This is a genomic window from Psychrilyobacter sp. (assembly GCF_049671765.1).
In the GTDB taxonomy this organism is placed as follows: Bacteria; Fusobacteriota; Fusobacteriia; order Fusobacteriales; family Fusobacteriaceae; genus Psychrilyobacter.
The window spans coordinates 1-15,486 of the sequence record NZ_JBATVM010000234.1; the positions used below are offsets into that span (position 1 = coordinate 1).

Here is a 15,486-nt window from a genome sequence, read left to right on the forward strand (position 1 = left end):
ATGGAAAGACTACTAGTTTTACATTAGATGAATTAAATGGTGAAAAGTAATGAGAATAGAGTTTACAACAAATGGATTAGAAGATTATAATTACTGGGCTATCAATGATAAAAAAAAGTTTAAAAGATTAATTAAACTAATAGAAAATATAATTAGAACTCCTTTTCAAGGAATAGGGAAACCTGAACCTCTGAAAAATAATTTAAAAGGTCTCTGGTCAAGAAGATTAGACATAGAGCATAGAATAGTTTATATAGTTGAAGATAATAAAATAGTTATACTACAATGCAGATATCACTATGATTAATAAAAAAATTCTCTAAATTTTACTAGAGAATTTTTTTAATTTCCAATTGTTTTTCTTAGTTTTTTTAATTTTGAAGTTTATAGTCGTTAAGCTTCAACCCTCTGTTACTACAACAACGATAAGGTCTTTATTTTTTTAATTTAGTCTTTTTCTAGATGTTACTCTACTTCTCAGTAGATGTGTTACGAGTTTCGTCGGACCTATTATGCCCGTCAGGCATCTCACTAAGAAACGGGGATCTATGGACTCGCTCATATAACATCATTTAGAAAAAGTGAGCTTTTCTTTCCTCTATTTCTTTTGCTCATGAAAAGAAATGGAGTCCCTTAAGGGTGACACCCTTAGAACTTTCTTTGATTAATTATTCACATTTAAAATTAGATATAACTAAAAAAAGTAGAGGAAAATTCTCCTCTACTTTTTATTTTTCCTCCACTTATATGGATTCACTGGATTCTTCTCTCTCCACAAACCCTTCCTTGATCTCCTAGCCTGTTCTTGTGCTAATTTCAAATCATACTCTTTTTTAGCATAATATTCATACCACCAAGCGTTACCTGTTTTTACACATTCAAGGTTTAGATATCTATTATTACTATAATAAATCTTTCCTACTTTTCGACCATATTTATCAGTATTAACTATCTTTACTTTTACTTTTTTACCCATAATTTTACTTCTTACAAAATTTCTAGATTCAACACCATAATTTTGTTTCATTTCTGGTGCATCTATTCCAAAAAATCTAATTTTTTCTTTTTTTCCATCTACCAAAATAGTAATAGTATCTCCATCATATACTTTAATTACTTTCCCAACTAATATTTCTCCAAATACCAAAGTTCCTAGTAATAAGAAAATTAATAATATCTTTTTCATAAGATCGCCTCCCTTTTTTTTACTTTCTCTCTTATCTACTTTTTAGATAAAATCATATTTATGTCTCCCTTACTAGTATAATTTCCTAAATAATAAAAAAGGAAAACAGAACTTTAATTTCCATCTTCCCTTACTTTTTATTCTTTAGTTTTTTTAGTTATACTGACCAATATTTTTATTAATTCTTTTATATCTTCTTGTAGTGATCTAACTTCTTCTTTCGTTAAATACTCTTCTTCTAATAAATCTATCCAGTATTGGCTTTCATTGGCTTCTTTTAACGCAATCATCAATTTATTATGATAATCACCTCTGCTCACTCCATATTTTGCCTCTCTAATATTAGCTCCTATACTTGTTCCACTTCTAAGCAGCTGTTTAGACAAAATATATTCTTTTTTTTCAGTAGTTAAGTATTTATAGAGTTTAATAATTCTTTTGGCGAATTCAAATGATTTTATCTCCTTAATATCATCTTTCATAATTCCCCTCCCTGACTCACTTTTATTTTTTTACTACTTGCTACTTACTACCCACTACTTACTACTTGCTACTTACTACTTGCTACTTATTACCTACTACTTACTACTTGTTCTTCACTACTCAATTAAGTACCTTCTCCAATTGTTCCAATATCTTTTCTACTCTCATCTTCTTACTTTCTGACAGCTCCTCAAATCGTTTACTAGCCACTTTAGATATTGCTTTATACCTTTCACTGAAATCCGTATATTCAAATGTTTCTAAGAGCATAGGAGGTGTTTCTACATCCTCTAACAAATATTTCTCTGCTTTAAATTCTTTCAATGTTGTTATTTCACCACTCAAAACTTTTGCTGAGAGTTCTTCAGGACAATTTGGATTACTTACTTCATAGCTTAGACTAATAGGCAAATTTTCTATTAAATTTTTATTGTCCCATTTTGTGACGATATAATTCCATCTATTTATCAACCTATAAACAGGCATTTTTTTAAATCCTAATTGAATATACCATTTTTCAAAAACACCATTTTTATTATTACTAAGTTTTTTCTGAGTTTCAAAAAATATCTCTCCTAATTCATTATACATCTTCGTAGATATTCCATGGATCTTTATAGTCTGGTCTTCCAAAAAACTTTTAGTTTGACCTTCTACATCTAAATCCAAAGAATAATTTTTAAGAATCAATCCTCTTTCTTCTTGAGTTATATTTTTTACTTCATCTCCCTTACTTTTTACTTCTTCTTTCACTATTTCTTTAGCTTTTAGCTTCTTACTTTGCCCTTTTAATTTATTCAAAACATTTATATTAGTCTTTGCCATTTTCCCTCCTACTTGCTACTTACTACTTTTTTCTTACTACTTACTTACTTACTACTTACTATCTACTACTTTTTTTTATTTCTTGCTATTTAATTATATTTCCTATGATTTCTCCATATACTTCTTGCATCTTCTCAGCTTTTTTAGAAGCAGTTTCAAATATAGTTTTCCCTTTTTCAGAAAGAGTTTCTTCTATTACACTTTCATGAATTGGAGCTGATAATAACACTCCTGTTTCTCCCAAAAGTTCCTCTAATTCCTCATTATACATCTTATTAAGTTTTGTATTCCTTACTAAATTAGGAACTACCACAGAGATTTTTTCCCCTTCTATCTTATTAATCAATCTCATAATCCCTGCTATACTTAGTTTATCTAGCTTAGTAGGAACTATTATTTCATCTGTAATTGTTAATATAGTTTCGTTGAGTACATTAAATACAGGAGCTGAATCTACAATTATATAATCATAATTTTCTCTAAATATTTCAAAAGCTTTTACTATTTTCTTTTTCAGATTATTTCCAAAAATATCTGTTTCCACAGGAATATAATCCAAATTTTCCCTTACTTTAATAGTTACATCATTACCAGTTTGAATATGGTGTTTTAATCCTTTTCCACCTTCAAACCATCCACCTAATAAAATTAAACTATCATTTTGAGAATCTGTTGTAATAAGTGCTACTTTGTTTTCTAATAATGCCAAACCATGAGCTATGTTTTTAGAGAGAGTAGATTTTCCTACTCCTCCTTTATTATTTTTAATAGTTATAATTTTCCCCATTTCCCCTCCTACTGTTTTCTTTTTTTCACTGTTACAACCAATAGACTTATTATTTCATTTAAATATTTCAACAACGATTCAGCTTCTTCTTTACTTAAATAATCCTCTTTTAAAAAAATACTTAATTTAGAAATAAAATCATTATTACTTTGTACAAATCTTATTTACTTCTTACTTCTTACTTCTTACTTAGTTATTCTAACCCTTCATCTCTTTTTCCATAACTTTTATAATATATTCTCTTTCTGCATGTTTATATATTGTTGTATGAAGTTTATCTAATTTTTCTTTCCCAACTTCTTCCAAAAATAATTCGACAGCTGCTTTTTTATACCTTTCTTGTTCCTCTTTTTTTATTTTCTCAAACATCCCCCAAATAAAATTCTTAGTTATTTCACTGATTTCTTCTTCTTTAAGTTCTTTTTCAGTTTCTACCTCATCCGTGCTATTTATTCCTTGTTTTTTACTTACTACTTGCTCCTTACTATTTTCTACTATTTCAGCATCTAATATATCTCCAAATAAACTTTTCTGTTCTTTATTTATTTTTAGATTTTCACTTCTTACTTCTTCCTTCTTACTCTTTACTTCTGTCTGCTCTTCTACCACTTCATTTTTAGGATTATTTTTAATAATTCCATTTATATACTGTACCAGAGTTGTCTGTATTTCTTTTTTTAAATTACTGTAGAGAGCATCCAATATAAAAATAGCATATTCCTCTCCATCTTCTTTAAGAATTCTTTTTATTTTATTATCTGTTCTCTTATTCCAAGACTTAGATATATATATATTTCTCTTAGCTTTTTCTATTTTTTTCAATATTTTTTCATTACCTTTAACTTTTTCTATTTTTTCTCCTTTTTCCACGATAGTTGGAGCCTCTGTTTTAACTTTTCTTTCTAATTTATGTTTAAAAACTACTTTTTTATATCTATTTTTCGGAACAAATTCATATTCTGTTGCTATTCCAGATACTTTTTCTACTTCTTCTAAAGTCGGTTTTAAAAATTTATTTATAAGATTAGTTTTATTTAAATAGGATTTAGGCAGTGCAAAGAATTCAAACATTTCTTCTTTAGTCAATTCTATAGTTCCTCTTTTTAAATGATCTTTCAATAAAGAATACATCCTTAAAGTATATACTCCATTAAGTTTATTTACTACTACCCCTTCTAAAGGAACATATACTTTTGGTATCAGAAGTAATTCTAAAATTTCTTTTGGTATCTGATAAGTAAACCAGGTTGTTTTTTTCTTTTTATCAATTTCAAATCTTGCTGATGCTAAAAGACTAGTTACAATATCTATTTCTATATTTTTTTTATTAATATAATTAAATTGTAAAACAGTTTTACTTGCTTGTACAATATTTTTTTTAAGTTTAGTACTATTTGTTCCTATTGAATTGGCCAATATAGTAAAATCTATTTCTTTTTGATCTAGTTGATTTTTTACTGCAATATCTTTACAATAATCTTTGATTTCTAATATAATTTGATTTAATTTGATATCATTTATTTTATCATTATCTAAATTATTTAAAGATAGATTTTTTATATCAGCAGTTTTTAATTTAATAATTCTTTCATCACTGGTTCTTTTTTTCAATTGATCTACTTTAAAATCAATTATAGTTTTACTCACTGTTTTTAATGACTCTGAATTTAAAATTTCTGTACTTATGTTAAAATCTTTTTTATTTGTAAAAGCAATCTCTAAAACATTTTCATGATTTTCTTTCGCAATTCCTATTTGATTTAGAGTTGTTAAGAATAATTTTTTAAATTCTTCTTTTAATTCATATTGAGATTTTAATAATAATGCAAAGATACTTTTCTCGACGCCAATTTTATAATATTTTCCATCTTTAACTTTAAAAGTTGTTAAAGCTGAATGTTGGTTAAATATATTTTCTTTTTTATTATTTTTCATAAAATAACTCCTACCTTCTGTTTGTAGTTTTATAGTTTTTAAGTTTTATAGTTTTCCGACCCTTTTAGCCTTTAAAAATTAGGGCTAGATTACCTCAAAAGCAACTTTTAGAAACCTATGTGCAACTTTTGTTAATTCTAAAGCAACTTTTGGAAATCTATGTGCAACTTTTGGAAACTTATAAACAACTTTTGGAAACTCTATTTTGAAAACTTTTAGAAATTAAAAGAAAAAGCAACTTTTAGAAACTACATTCCATATACTTATAAAGTATAAGATATAAAAAAGAAAAAAGCAACTTTTAGAAATGATATTTGATTATTAATCTAGTCATAAATAGAAATTTAAAGGGAAATCTTTATTAAAAAGCTTTAAATAGCTAATTTATATATGAAAAAGCAACTTTTGGAAATTTGAATTCAGAGATTTTTTAATATTTTCTTTTTATTTTTTTACTTTTAAAATGTTATTTAAGCCAATTAAACCAGTGATTCTACTAAATTAAAGCAACTTTTGTTAATTATATAAAGTAAAAAAACAACTTTTATTAAATGAAAATTTGATTTTTGTGGAATATTAAAAATAAATATAAAAACAACTTTTGTTAAAAGTAATTTTGAGGAAGTTTTAAATTATCTATTATTTTCTAGATATTATCTAGCTTTACATAAATATTTTTTTATTTTAAAAATAGAAGTTTAGGAGGTGATTTTTATGTTGAAATTTAATATTTTCCATCTTTTACTTACTATCTTCTACCTGCTACTTACTGTTTGTCTTTTCTCTATGACCTCAGAAGAATATTGGACAGCTTTAAATAAAAGAGCTGATCAAATATATGGAGGGTTAGATTTAGCACTCACTGTAAATGTTGGTAACTACTATGATAATTCAGACTCAGAATTTAGATCTGGAGTAGGTTTTTCTATTCCTATCTATTCAAAACAACAAAAGATTAGTCGGAGAAATTCAAAAATAAAATATCTTCAGGATGGATCAGATCTCATAAGTAACTTAAAGAAAAACAGAAAATTACTCTTACTTTTAAAAGATAAAAAAGAAGCTCTCCAAGCTTTTATGGGAGATAACGGAGCCAGTGATATAAAGTCTTATTTCCAAACAGAGGAAGAACTTCTAGACCTACATCTAACAATAGAATCTATAGAAAGAAAAATAGAAACTATGCTGCAATAGACCCAAGTAGCAAGTATGAAGTAGTGAGTAGTAAGTTTTTTACTTGCTACCTACTACTTTCTACTTAATTATTTTTCAGGGAGGTGTTACCTTATGCTAGTCGGTCGCGATAACCTATTACAAAAAGAAATAAATCCTCGCTTAAAATCCCACAGACCCTTTATTTTAGTTGGTCAGAGAGGAATTGGGAAAAGTGAACTCCTAAAATGGAGTTATGAAAGTCTCAACCATACTGGGAAAGTATTTGTTTCTTGCTCCAACTCCTTCAGCCTTATTTTAAAACAAATAGTCAAAGCTCAAGGTGAGATAGTTGGAAAGCTTCATAATGATGAGTTAGAAAATAAGATCATTACAGGAAAAAAATTAATGATCTTTATAGATGATATAGATAGGATGACCCAAAAAGAAGCGGTGTTTTTCAAAGCACTTAATGAACTTTGGACCTTTTATATGGCAGGATTAGAACCTTTCAAAGAACATATTAAAACAATAGTGTGGGGGAAACAAAAATTAATAGTACATCCAATAAAAAAGATTTTTAGAAAAGAATTAGCAGAAAACTGTATATCTCATACAGGAACCATAGTTCCTCTTACAGACTTAGTAATTCAAGGTAGAGGAATTCCAGGGAGAGCGTGGGCAATAGCCCGTGGTGAGGCTCTGAGATATGATGATGATAGGGTAGAAGGTGAAGAGATAAATATAGCACCAGTTTTATTCTTACTTATAGCCGGAATTATGATTTTCAGATATATTGCCAGAGGATTAGGAGATAAAGATCTCTACCTAATGGGTGGTCTCCTAATGGGGGTAGCTTATTTCCTCAGATATTTCATCCGATTACTTACGAGAAAATAGATTTTTCGTAAAGTAGTAAGTATGAAGTAGCAAGTAGTGAGTATTTTTTTTAAACTTACTACTTACTACCTGCTACTTTCTACTTGTTTTCAAAAGGAGGTGATTACTATGATAGCCCTTACCCACATTACCTTCGCAGTAGCCACTAGCCTCATGCTAGGAGCTGAATCCACCACAACTATAGCTTTGGTAGGGATAGGATCTCTCCTACCTGATATAGATCATCCCAGAAGCACAGTTGGGATGATATTTTCTCCTATCTCAATCTATTTAAATAAAAAAGTAGGGCACAGAACCTTAACCCATTCCCTACTTTTATGGGTACCACTCAATTTAATAGGTCTATATTTTTATAAGCCCTTATTTTTTATAACAATGGGAGCAATCTCTCATTTAGTTTTAGATTCCTGGAATGTTTCAGGGGTTATGTTATTCAATCCATTTTCAGAGAAACTTTTTGTTCTGGCAGGTAGAAATTATAGAATCAGATCAGGATCTCGGTCAGAGTTGATATTGATAGTCATTTTTTTATTTATGAGCTTAATGATGGGACATGTCAATAAATTAGGAGGAGCTAGAATTATTATCCAAACCACTATGGCATCCTATAATATGGCATATGAAAATTATCTGAAAAAAGGTCTTAATATATCTTATATCGAAGGTAAATTAAGGTTTCCCAATGGATACATAAAAGAAGGAAGATGGTTAGTTATAGGAAAAAATTCTAGATATATGGAATTGACCATTTTAGATGAAAGTACAGATGAATTGATAAAGATCTACCAAGACGCAGAATTTTTAAAGGCAGTCCTAAAACCCACGAAAGATAAGTGGGAGACTATAAAGGTTTCGGTTCCTATGAAATTAAAAAAAGGGACAGTCTATTTTAAATCAGGGAAAAATTGGAGGAAAGCAGCGGCAGGATCTACTGTTTATGGATATATAATTTATAGAGATTATATTGAATTAACAGAATTTGAAAAATCATATGATTATTAAGGATGAATAATTTATGAATTATCCAAAGGAAAATAGATTAAATGATATATATTACCTATGAAAATAAAAATTGGGGTGATCACAATGGAATACACAGCAAAATTAAAAGTAGATTTAACAGAAGTAAAAGTAATTAGAACATTGTTAGAGGTTGAAATGGATAAAAATAAACTAAAAATTGATACTCTTAATATCCTTGAATATAATGATCTGTTGAAAAAATTATTGAAAAAAATACAGCTAATAGAGATAAATATTTTAGAAGATTCTCTAGGAGAATAACTAAAAATTCGAAATTCAAATGAACTAATATTTTTATGATATAATTAGTTAACTTAATGCTTCGAGTGAAAAAGGACTTCTAAATTTAGAAGTCCTTTTTTAATATATTATGAAAAATTAAAAATTAATAGAAGTAACAAAAGTAAATATAAAAGGAATTAAATTGCACGTCACCTACTGATATTATTGGGATTGAACAGATTTAAAGTATTTTAACTACCTCGGACAATCTGAAACCCAATAAAAATACCAGGGCTACAAACAAAAATTTAAATAGTATCAAATAACTGTACAAGAAATTATTTGTTAATTTACTAACTTTTCATATTCTATTTAAAAAATTGACTTCTTCAAAATTTAAAGATAAGATTAATCTTGAATAAAACTTAAAAAATAATTAAAAGAAGGAGAAAGATAATGAAAAAAATATTATTAATACTACTGTTTAGCATTAGTTTAATGAGTTATGGAAAAACAATTAATTTTGACCAATTACAAAATAAAAACGGGATATATTATGAAATAAATAAAGAAACTCCATACACAGGAACAGTTATTAGTTATTACGAAACTGGACAAATTAAACTTAAAAGAAATTATAAAAATGGAAAAAAAGATGGTGAATGGATTTTTTATGATGAAAATGGGGAAATTGATCGAAGAAAAAATTATAAAATAGGAGATTTATTAGTTAAAGGATATAACTATAACCCTGATTATGACAATCCAATAGATTATAGTATGTTAAGGCTTAACTATGGAAGAATAGGAGAAATCGAAGTAGAAAAGACTGGAAAAACAGAAAGTCCTTTTTATGGAGAAGATCAAATCTATTCAGAAGGAAATTATAAAAATGAAAAAAAAGAAGGAGAATGGATTTTTTATGATTCTAATAATAAAATAGCAGCAAAAGGAAGTTATAAAGAGGGAGAACCTTTTGGTGAATGGATTAAGTACGATTACAATGGTGATATTGAATATAAAGAAAACTTTGAAAATATATCATTAGAGAAAAAATCTATTAATCCAAATCAATTACAAGATAAAGATGAAACTAATTATGAAGAAATAGAAAACCTATATACAGGAGAATCTATTACCTATTATGAAAGTGGAGAAATTAAATCAAAAGCAAGTTATAAAAATGGAAAGCTAGATGGAGAAGCAATTACCTATTATAAGAATGGAGAAATAGAATATAAGGGAAACTATAAAGATGGGATACTAGACAGAGGATCAATTATCCAATATGAAAATCAAAAAATCGAAGAAAAAGCAAATTTCAAAGACAAAAAACTAAATGAAAAATTAATGAGAAAGATAATGTTATCGATATTTTTAATATTTGGATTATTTATAGGGTATCATTCAATAAGAATAAAATCCAAAATAATAAAAGCAGTAATAAAAGGAGAGGATAAAAAACATTGGAAGAAAATTTTATTTTTAAAAAAATCAAATGTAATAAATAATGAAAACGATTATTTAAAATTTGTAGAAGAGGTTAGGTATCGTCATGTTATTTATCGTAAAGAGGTCACTGAGGAAGTTTTTTTAGATATATTTTTAAATATAACTAAAGAGTGTTCTGAAAAAAATAAAGGTAAATTATTAAAAGATTTTATTACTTCAAAGCTTGAAAAAAATATTAAAGAATGGAAAAAATTTGAAAAAGATTTATTTTGACGTAGACTTTTAAGTGGGAAGAGTTAAAAAAATTTAGGAAGTGTATAAGTTTTTTTTATAAAAAAAGAATAGAATAAAAAATTTAAAAAAGGAGTGATAAAATGTTAATTTGGGTAGTATTATGTGTAATATCTACAATAGGGGGAGTTATATTAATTAGAAAAAATATAAGTATTCATGATTTTTTACCTTTATTTGTTTCTGGATTAATGTGGTTTTCTTTATCACCAATACAATTGACAGGAATGCTTTTTAATCATTGGGCTACAGCAGAAAATTTTAAACGTTATGATAAAAAAGCTAGAAATGAATATTCGCTATCATATGCTTGTTTAATTATACTTTTAGGTTGGTTTATTCTGGATAGATTAACCAATAGCAACTATGGTTATTTAGGTTCTTTAATTATGGGTGTATTAACGGCAACATTTTACTTTTTAAGACTTGGATTTTTTATGAGTTTTATAATGAAATTGAAAATAGTGCTTATAATATCGATGATATTTAATCTATATATAATATATTACTTTATATAAAGACGCTGTGTATTTTAAGTTAAAATAGTCAGGGGAGAAGTATTTATGAAAAAAATAGTTTTAATACTAATAACATTTATTAATTTAATAGGATATGCAGCCGAAGAAAATGTAACTACCGGGATATTAAATAGAGGAGATCAGGTTGTAGTAGTTGAGTTAAAAGATTCTAATCTATCGAAAAAAGAAATGGAGAAAAAATTAAATTCTTTAAAAAAAGAAATTGATAATGAAAGTATTAAGTTTTATAACGAGGGTATATTAAGAATAGGATATCAGGAAGAATTCAATAAACAATCAGAGGAGTTATTAAAAGCTGTTTATAGTAACTATATGAAAAATTTAAAAACAAAAAATAAAAAAAATAAATTAAAAAGTTCTCAAAAAAATGGTTAAAGGAAAGAATAGACTTTAGAAAACAAATTGCAATAGATGCTTTATATGACTCTACTATTCCAAGAGATGAACAAGAAGTAAATATAAAGGATGCTAATGTTGATGGCTTTATTGGATTAAATGAGAAATAATCTTAATAAATTAAAAATAAAGGAAATTTAAAAAAGGGAGAATGGTTTATGAAGAAAATATTATTTATAATTGTCATTAGTTTATTGTTAGTTAATTGTTCTAAAATAGAAATAAAAGAAGGTGAAAATATTAGTAAAAATAATGTTAGATCATCTTTGACTACCAGCAATGAAAATATTGATTTAAAAGGTGTTTACTATAGCCTTGACTACTTTGGAGATCACATCTATCATAATACAAAATCAAGATTATCGAAACTTAACTATACTTACACTACATTTAGCGACCCTGTAGAAGTAGAGTTCTTTGGAGAAAGTAAAAAACGAAAATATATGATATCTGACGAAACTTTAAAAGACGTTATTGAAGGTGACCTCGTATATACTAATTATAATATCGATACTGTTAATAAAAATGGTGGGAAGTCTTCATTTAGAATACTAGTAAAAAAATATGAAAACAGTTATTCCAGAAATAAAGACAGCATTAATTATTCTATTGGTTTGCGAAGAGACAGTGATGAGTATAAAATATTTTATGGTATAAAACCTAAAAGCAAAGATAAAAATAAAACATACTTCTTAGTGAATATAAGTAAATTAAATAGATATTTAGAAAAAGTTAAAGAAAATAAGAGAATTATCGAAAAAATTGAAAAAGAAATACTGAAATACACTAAGATGGGTTATAGCAGAACTGAAGCAAATTATTACAGAAATGGTAATGGGAAAAGCATTGAAGGGCAAAAAAGATATAAAAATCTAAACCCAGATGTATTTAGAGCAGGAATAAAGAGTGGTACGACAGTAGATAAATATGTAGACAGAATATTTAAATATACTAAATTAAAAACATTATATGATGGAGATATTGGAGATATAAGGAATAAAAACCCTTATACTATAAAAGGTCAAGCAACCACTATAAAATTAGGAAAACCAATACAGATAATAAACAAAAAATCAGCACTTTATAAAATAAGAGACGAAATAGTAAGAGTAGATTTTGCTAACACAGACATAGTATACCCAAATAATAATTATAGACACGGAAGAGTTGAAGTTACGGTAATAGCTCTTGATCCATATGTTTACAGAACTGTCATGGGAAATAAAAATACTATAATGAGATTTATGGTTATTCTATAATCAAAAAGGGCTGTTGCAAGTTTTGTGTAAACTCTAAAAATTAATGTAAAATTTCTATAAAATATGAGACAGACTCAAACTGGAGAAATCCAAAAGAAAAGAAATTATAAAAATGGAGAAAAATAAATTAAAATATTGTGAGAGTTCCAAAATAAGCAATAGGAACATTCATATTAAATATCCGAAGAAGGGCAAGTAGATAAACTAAATCTATTTGTCTTTTTTTAATTGTGCCACTATGATTTTTAAGACTATAATCAATATCATGTTAAAGGTTTACATGATTAAAATCTAAAATTGCTTAGAAACGAAGTTAGAGAGTATTAACACCTACCAAAGATAAATAGGAGACCATAAAAGTTTCTGCTTCTATGAAACTAAAAAAAGGAACAGTCTATTTTAAATCAGGAAAAAATTGGAGGAAAGCAGCGGCAGGATCTACTGTCTATGGATACATAATTTATAGAGATTATATTGAATTAACAGAATTTGAAAAATCCTATGATTATTAAGGGATAATTCATAAATTACCTAAATTCAAATGAACTAATATTTTTATGATATAATTAGTTAACTCAATGCTTCGAGTGAAATTTTTAAAGTTATGATACATATTAATAAAAAAGTCAAGTTTTTAACGCTAAAAACTTGACTTTTTTAACTTATTAAACTAAAATTAATTAGGAGGTGAGCTCTATGAAAGTTGCAACCGAAGTTAGAAAAAAAATAGATAAATTTAAAGATGGGACAATCTTTAAATACAAAGACTTGGAACAACAATTTAAAAACAGCCTTGCTTTAGCAAAAATATTAAGTCGATTAGTTAAGGAAAATAAGATTGAAAGAATAGAAAAAGGAGTATTTTATAAAACAAAAACAACAAGGTTTGGAAATTTAAACCCTAATACTATAGAAATAATAAAAAAAGAATTAGAAGAAAAAAAAGAAACGAAAGGTTATATTACAGGAGGGTTTATCTATAATAAACTTGGTCTTACTACTCAAATTCCAAATACAATAGAAGTGGCCGTAAATAAAAGAAAACCTCTTAAAACTATAAATGGGAGTAAAATAAAATATGTACAAACAATAGTACCTATAAAAAAAGAAAACATTAAATCCTTACAATTATTAGATACTATCAAAAACATAAAAAAAATTCCAGACTCTGATATTAATGAAAGTTATAAAATATTAAAAAATAATATAATAAAATTAAATGAAAATGAACAAATAAAAATTTTAAAATTAGTCATGAATTATTCTCCTATGACAAGGGCATTAACAGGTGCTATTCTTGAAGAGAGTTCTAATTTGAAATTAGATAAATTAGAAAATACCTTAAATAAATTTACAAAGTTTGATATAAATATAAGTTCAATAAAAAATAAAAAAAGGTGGAATATAAAATAATGAAATTACACAAAAATAAACAAGATTTTAAAGATCTAATTAAATTAGCTGCCGATCATTTTAAAATATCAGAAGTATATGTTGAAAAAGACTACTGGGTAACATTAATTTTAAAAACCTTATCTGAATCAGAATATAAAAATCAAATTATTTTTAAAGGTGGAACTTCTTTATCCAAAGCCTATGGAATAATTGAAAGATTTTCAGAGGATATAGATTTACAACTAATTAATTTTTCAGGGTCCGATGGACAAAAGAAAAAATTAATGAAAAAAATTGAACAGGCATTAACTACAGAACTAACTTATCATAAAGATCATCCAAGAGAAAGTAAAAGTGGTAATATTAGAAAGACTATTTATTCCTATGATAAAGTTAGTGAAAAAGATGATTTTTTCCAAGCAAGTAAAGAATTAATTTTAGAAATTAACGGAATGTCTATTCCAGAACCTTGGGAGCCAAAAGAAATAAATTCATATATATCTGAGTACTTAATTCAAACTGGTCACTCAGATGCCGTTAAAGAATTTGAGTTAGAACATTTTAGTGTAAATGTATTGAATAAAAAAAGAACCTTTGTAGAAAAAATATTTGCGATATTAGATTTTTCATTTGAAGATGACTATCAAAGAACTTTATCGAATAAAATTAGACATGTATATGATATTTCTAAATTGTATAATGATAAAGATGTACAAGATTTTTTTAATTCTAATGATTTTTTTGAAATTGCAAATAGAGTTGTTGTTGAAAATGATTTTTTTGGACAAAGAAAGGATAGAACATATTGTGATTCTAGATTTTATAAAGAAGATATATTAAAAACTGTGGAAAAAACATATAATGATGATTTTTCCAAATTTGTTTTCGGTGTTTTACCTGATTTTAACCAAATAAAGGAAGATACCTCACTTGTGTTAGAAAAAATAAAAATTTGGGAAGAAAAATATAGAAAATAATTTTAATTAGAATCAAGCTTAAAAAGACACCATTATTTTAGTGTTTTTTTAAAATTAAAATACACTCATAAAATATATACAAAACATTAAAAATTCATTTGCATTTTATGTGTCGATAATATATTCTTTAAATAGAGTCAAGAGGAGGTTTAAGATTCTTTAAACCAAAATTATAAGAAAATAAATAAGAAAAGGAGTTAAAAATGTTCATTATTAACATTACTTACAAAGTAGATATAAAAATGATAGACAAGTATTTAGAAGCGCATATAGATTATCTTAAAGAGGAATTTATTAAAGGAACTTTTATAACTTCAGGAAGAAAAAATCCAAGGGACGGAGGAATTATTATTTCAAATATAGAAAATAAAATTAAATTAGAGATGATTTTAGATAGAGATCCTTTTAAAATCAATGATTTAGCAACTTATAATATAATAGAATTTTTGCCTACTAAAGTTGGAAAAGGTTATGAAAATTTATTATAAAAAAGGCTCTTAAAGAGTCTTTTTTTGTTTGATTTCTTACTTAACGAAAGTACATTTTGTTAATTAGAAATGACAATAAAATTAGGTTTAAGCTAGGATTGGAAATGGGTCTATCCCGAATTACGTGTACATTCAATTCCTAACTACTAGAGGAGAGCTGTTAAAACGGCTCTTTT

At 26.3% G+C, this 15,486-nt stretch carries 18 protein-coding genes; 13 read left to right on the forward strand and 5 right to left on the reverse strand.

Translation table 11 applies throughout. The features are described from left to right. Positions 1 to 49: 49 nt before the first annotated feature. The gene (locus WBG30_RS11175) at positions 50 to 307 is read left to right on the forward strand and encodes a Txe/YoeB family addiction module toxin (RefSeq protein WP_424504734.1); all 258 of its coding nucleotides are present in this window, start codon (positions 50 to 52) and stop codon (positions 305 to 307) included. Positions 308 to 721: 414 nt separating this feature from the next. Here the strand turns inward: WBG30_RS11175 and WBG30_RS11180 are convergent, their stop codons facing one another. The 5 genes from WBG30_RS11180 to WBG30_RS11200 all read right to left on the reverse strand — a co-directional run bounded on the left by WBG30_RS11180 (position 722) and on the right by WBG30_RS11200 (position 5,216). Then, positions 722 to 1,186 (reverse strand): thermonuclease family protein, encoded by a 465-nt coding sequence (locus tag WBG30_RS11180; protein ID WP_424504735.1) that lies wholly within the window; start codon positions 1,184 to 1,186, stop codon positions 722 to 724. A gap of 137 nt (positions 1,187 to 1,323) precedes the next feature. Further along, complete coding sequence (locus WBG30_RS11185) at positions 1,324 to 1,668, reverse strand: four helix bundle protein (protein ID WP_424504736.1); 345 nt, start codon at positions 1,666 to 1,668, stop codon at positions 1,324 to 1,326. 121 nt (positions 1,669 to 1,789) lie between these two features. Next, a complete protein-coding gene (locus tag WBG30_RS11190) occupies positions 1,790 to 2,494 on the reverse strand; it encodes a hypothetical protein (RefSeq protein ID WP_424504737.1) in 705 nt (234 codons plus the stop codon). A gap of 85 nt (positions 2,495 to 2,579) precedes the next feature. Next, entirely contained in the window at positions 2,580 to 3,281 is a 702-nt protein-coding gene (locus WBG30_RS11195; RefSeq protein ID WP_424504738.1) for a ParA family protein, read from the reverse strand. 198 nt (positions 3,282 to 3,479) lie between these two features. Then, complete coding sequence (locus WBG30_RS11200) at positions 3,480 to 5,216, reverse strand: hypothetical protein (RefSeq protein WP_424504739.1); 1,737 nt, start codon at positions 5,214 to 5,216, stop codon at positions 3,480 to 3,482. Between the two features lie 714 nt (positions 5,217 to 5,930). Between WBG30_RS11200 and WBG30_RS11205 the strand changes: the two genes are divergently transcribed. From WBG30_RS11205 to WBG30_RS11260, 12 genes are all read left to right on the forward strand, one after another. Then, positions 5,931 to 6,410: a hypothetical protein gene (locus WBG30_RS11205; RefSeq protein WP_424504740.1), complete on the forward strand. Its 480-nt coding sequence runs from the start codon at positions 5,931 to 5,933 to the stop codon at positions 6,408 to 6,410. 93 nt (positions 6,411 to 6,503) lie between these two features. Next, positions 6,504 to 7,268, forward strand: coding sequence for an ATP-binding protein (locus WBG30_RS11210; RefSeq protein ID WP_424504741.1), 765 nt, complete (start codon positions 6,504 to 6,506; stop codon positions 7,266 to 7,268). Positions 7,269 to 7,376: 108 nt separating this feature from the next. Then, positions 7,377 to 8,270, forward strand: coding sequence for a metal-dependent hydrolase (locus tag WBG30_RS11215; protein ID WP_424504742.1), 894 nt, complete (start codon positions 7,377 to 7,379; stop codon positions 8,268 to 8,270). 57 nt (positions 8,271 to 8,327) lie between these two features. Next, on the forward strand, positions 8,328 to 8,552 hold the full coding sequence (locus tag WBG30_RS11220; RefSeq protein WP_424504743.1) for a hypothetical protein: 225 nt from the start codon (positions 8,328 to 8,330) through the stop codon (positions 8,550 to 8,552). Positions 8,553 to 8,969: 417 nt separating this feature from the next. Then, complete coding sequence (locus WBG30_RS11225) at positions 8,970 to 10,238, forward strand: hypothetical protein (protein WP_424504744.1); 1,269 nt, start codon at positions 8,970 to 8,972, stop codon at positions 10,236 to 10,238. A gap of 101 nt (positions 10,239 to 10,339) precedes the next feature. After that, the gene (locus tag WBG30_RS11230) at positions 10,340 to 10,774 is read left to right on the forward strand and encodes a hypothetical protein (RefSeq protein ID WP_424504745.1); all 435 of its coding nucleotides are present in this window, start codon (positions 10,340 to 10,342) and stop codon (positions 10,772 to 10,774) included. A 45-nt stretch (positions 10,775 to 10,819) separates the two neighbouring features. Continuing rightward, positions 10,820 to 11,170, forward strand: a complete 351-nt coding sequence (locus WBG30_RS11235) for a hypothetical protein (RefSeq protein ID WP_424504746.1) — start codon at positions 10,820 to 10,822, stop codon at positions 11,168 to 11,170. A 179-nt stretch (positions 11,171 to 11,349) separates the two neighbouring features. Then, entirely contained in the window at positions 11,350 to 12,450 is a 1,101-nt protein-coding gene (locus WBG30_RS11240; RefSeq protein WP_424504747.1) for a hypothetical protein, read from the forward strand. A 371-nt stretch (positions 12,451 to 12,821) separates the two neighbouring features. Further along, positions 12,822 to 12,962, forward strand: coding sequence for a hypothetical protein (locus WBG30_RS11245; RefSeq protein WP_424504748.1), 141 nt, complete (start codon positions 12,822 to 12,824; stop codon positions 12,960 to 12,962). Positions 12,963 to 13,146: 184 nt separating this feature from the next. Further along, on the forward strand, positions 13,147 to 13,863 hold the full coding sequence (locus tag WBG30_RS11250) for a DUF6088 family protein (RefSeq protein WP_424504749.1): 717 nt from the start codon (positions 13,147 to 13,149) through the stop codon (positions 13,861 to 13,863). Then, positions 13,863 to 14,822, forward strand: a complete 960-nt coding sequence (locus WBG30_RS11255; RefSeq protein WP_424504750.1) for a nucleotidyl transferase AbiEii/AbiGii toxin family protein — start codon at positions 13,863 to 13,865, stop codon at positions 14,820 to 14,822. The genes WBG30_RS11250 and WBG30_RS11255 overlap by 1 nt, the downstream gene beginning before the upstream one ends. 203 nt (positions 14,823 to 15,025) lie before the next feature. Further along, on the forward strand, positions 15,026 to 15,310 hold the full coding sequence (locus WBG30_RS11260; RefSeq protein ID WP_424504751.1) for a YciI family protein: 285 nt from the start codon (positions 15,026 to 15,028) through the stop codon (positions 15,308 to 15,310). The last annotated feature ends 176 nt before the right edge of the window (positions 15,311 to 15,486 follow it).

Bases quoted from the DNA above. Each gene is read 5' to 3' on its own strand.
- WBG30_RS11175 (WP_424504734.1), top strand. From the start codon at position 50: ATGAGAATAGAGTTTACAACAAATGGATTAGAAGATTATAATTACTGG.
- WBG30_RS11180 (WP_424504735.1), bottom strand. From the start codon at position 1,186: ATGAAAAAGATATTATTAATTTTCTTATTACTAGGAACTTTGGTATTT.
- WBG30_RS11185 (WP_424504736.1), bottom strand. From the start codon at position 1,668: ATGAAAGATGATATTAAGGAGATAAAATCATTTGAATTCGCCAAAAGA.
- WBG30_RS11190 (WP_424504737.1), bottom strand. From the start codon at position 2,494: ATGGCAAAGACTAATATAAATGTTTTGAATAAATTAAAAGGGCAAAGT.
- WBG30_RS11195 (WP_424504738.1), bottom strand. From the start codon at position 3,281: ATGGGGAAAATTATAACTATTAAAAATAATAAAGGAGGAGTAGGAAAA.
- WBG30_RS11200 (WP_424504739.1), bottom strand. From the start codon at position 5,216: ATGAAAAATAATAAAAAAGAAAATATATTTAACCAACATTCAGCTTTA.
- WBG30_RS11205 (WP_424504740.1), top strand. From the start codon at position 5,931: ATGTTGAAATTTAATATTTTCCATCTTTTACTTACTATCTTCTACCTG.
- WBG30_RS11210 (WP_424504741.1), top strand. From the start codon at position 6,504: ATGCTAGTCGGTCGCGATAACCTATTACAAAAAGAAATAAATCCTCGC.
- WBG30_RS11215 (WP_424504742.1), top strand. From the start codon at position 7,377: ATGATAGCCCTTACCCACATTACCTTCGCAGTAGCCACTAGCCTCATG.
- WBG30_RS11220 (WP_424504743.1), top strand. From the start codon at position 8,328: ATGAAAATAAAAATTGGGGTGATCACAATGGAATACACAGCAAAATTA.
- WBG30_RS11225 (WP_424504744.1), top strand. From the start codon at position 8,970: ATGAAAAAAATATTATTAATACTACTGTTTAGCATTAGTTTAATGAGT.
- WBG30_RS11230 (WP_424504745.1), top strand. From the start codon at position 10,340: ATGTTAATTTGGGTAGTATTATGTGTAATATCTACAATAGGGGGAGTT.
- WBG30_RS11235 (WP_424504746.1), top strand. From the start codon at position 10,820: ATGAAAAAAATAGTTTTAATACTAATAACATTTATTAATTTAATAGGA.
- WBG30_RS11240 (WP_424504747.1), top strand. From the start codon at position 11,350: ATGAAGAAAATATTATTTATAATTGTCATTAGTTTATTGTTAGTTAAT.
- WBG30_RS11245 (WP_424504748.1), top strand. From the start codon at position 12,822: ATGAAACTAAAAAAAGGAACAGTCTATTTTAAATCAGGAAAAAATTGG.
- WBG30_RS11250 (WP_424504749.1), top strand. From the start codon at position 13,147: ATGAAAGTTGCAACCGAAGTTAGAAAAAAAATAGATAAATTTAAAGAT.
- WBG30_RS11255 (WP_424504750.1), top strand. From the start codon at position 13,863: ATGAAATTACACAAAAATAAACAAGATTTTAAAGATCTAATTAAATTA.
- WBG30_RS11260 (WP_424504751.1), top strand. From the start codon at position 15,026: ATGTTCATTATTAACATTACTTACAAAGTAGATATAAAAATGATAGAC.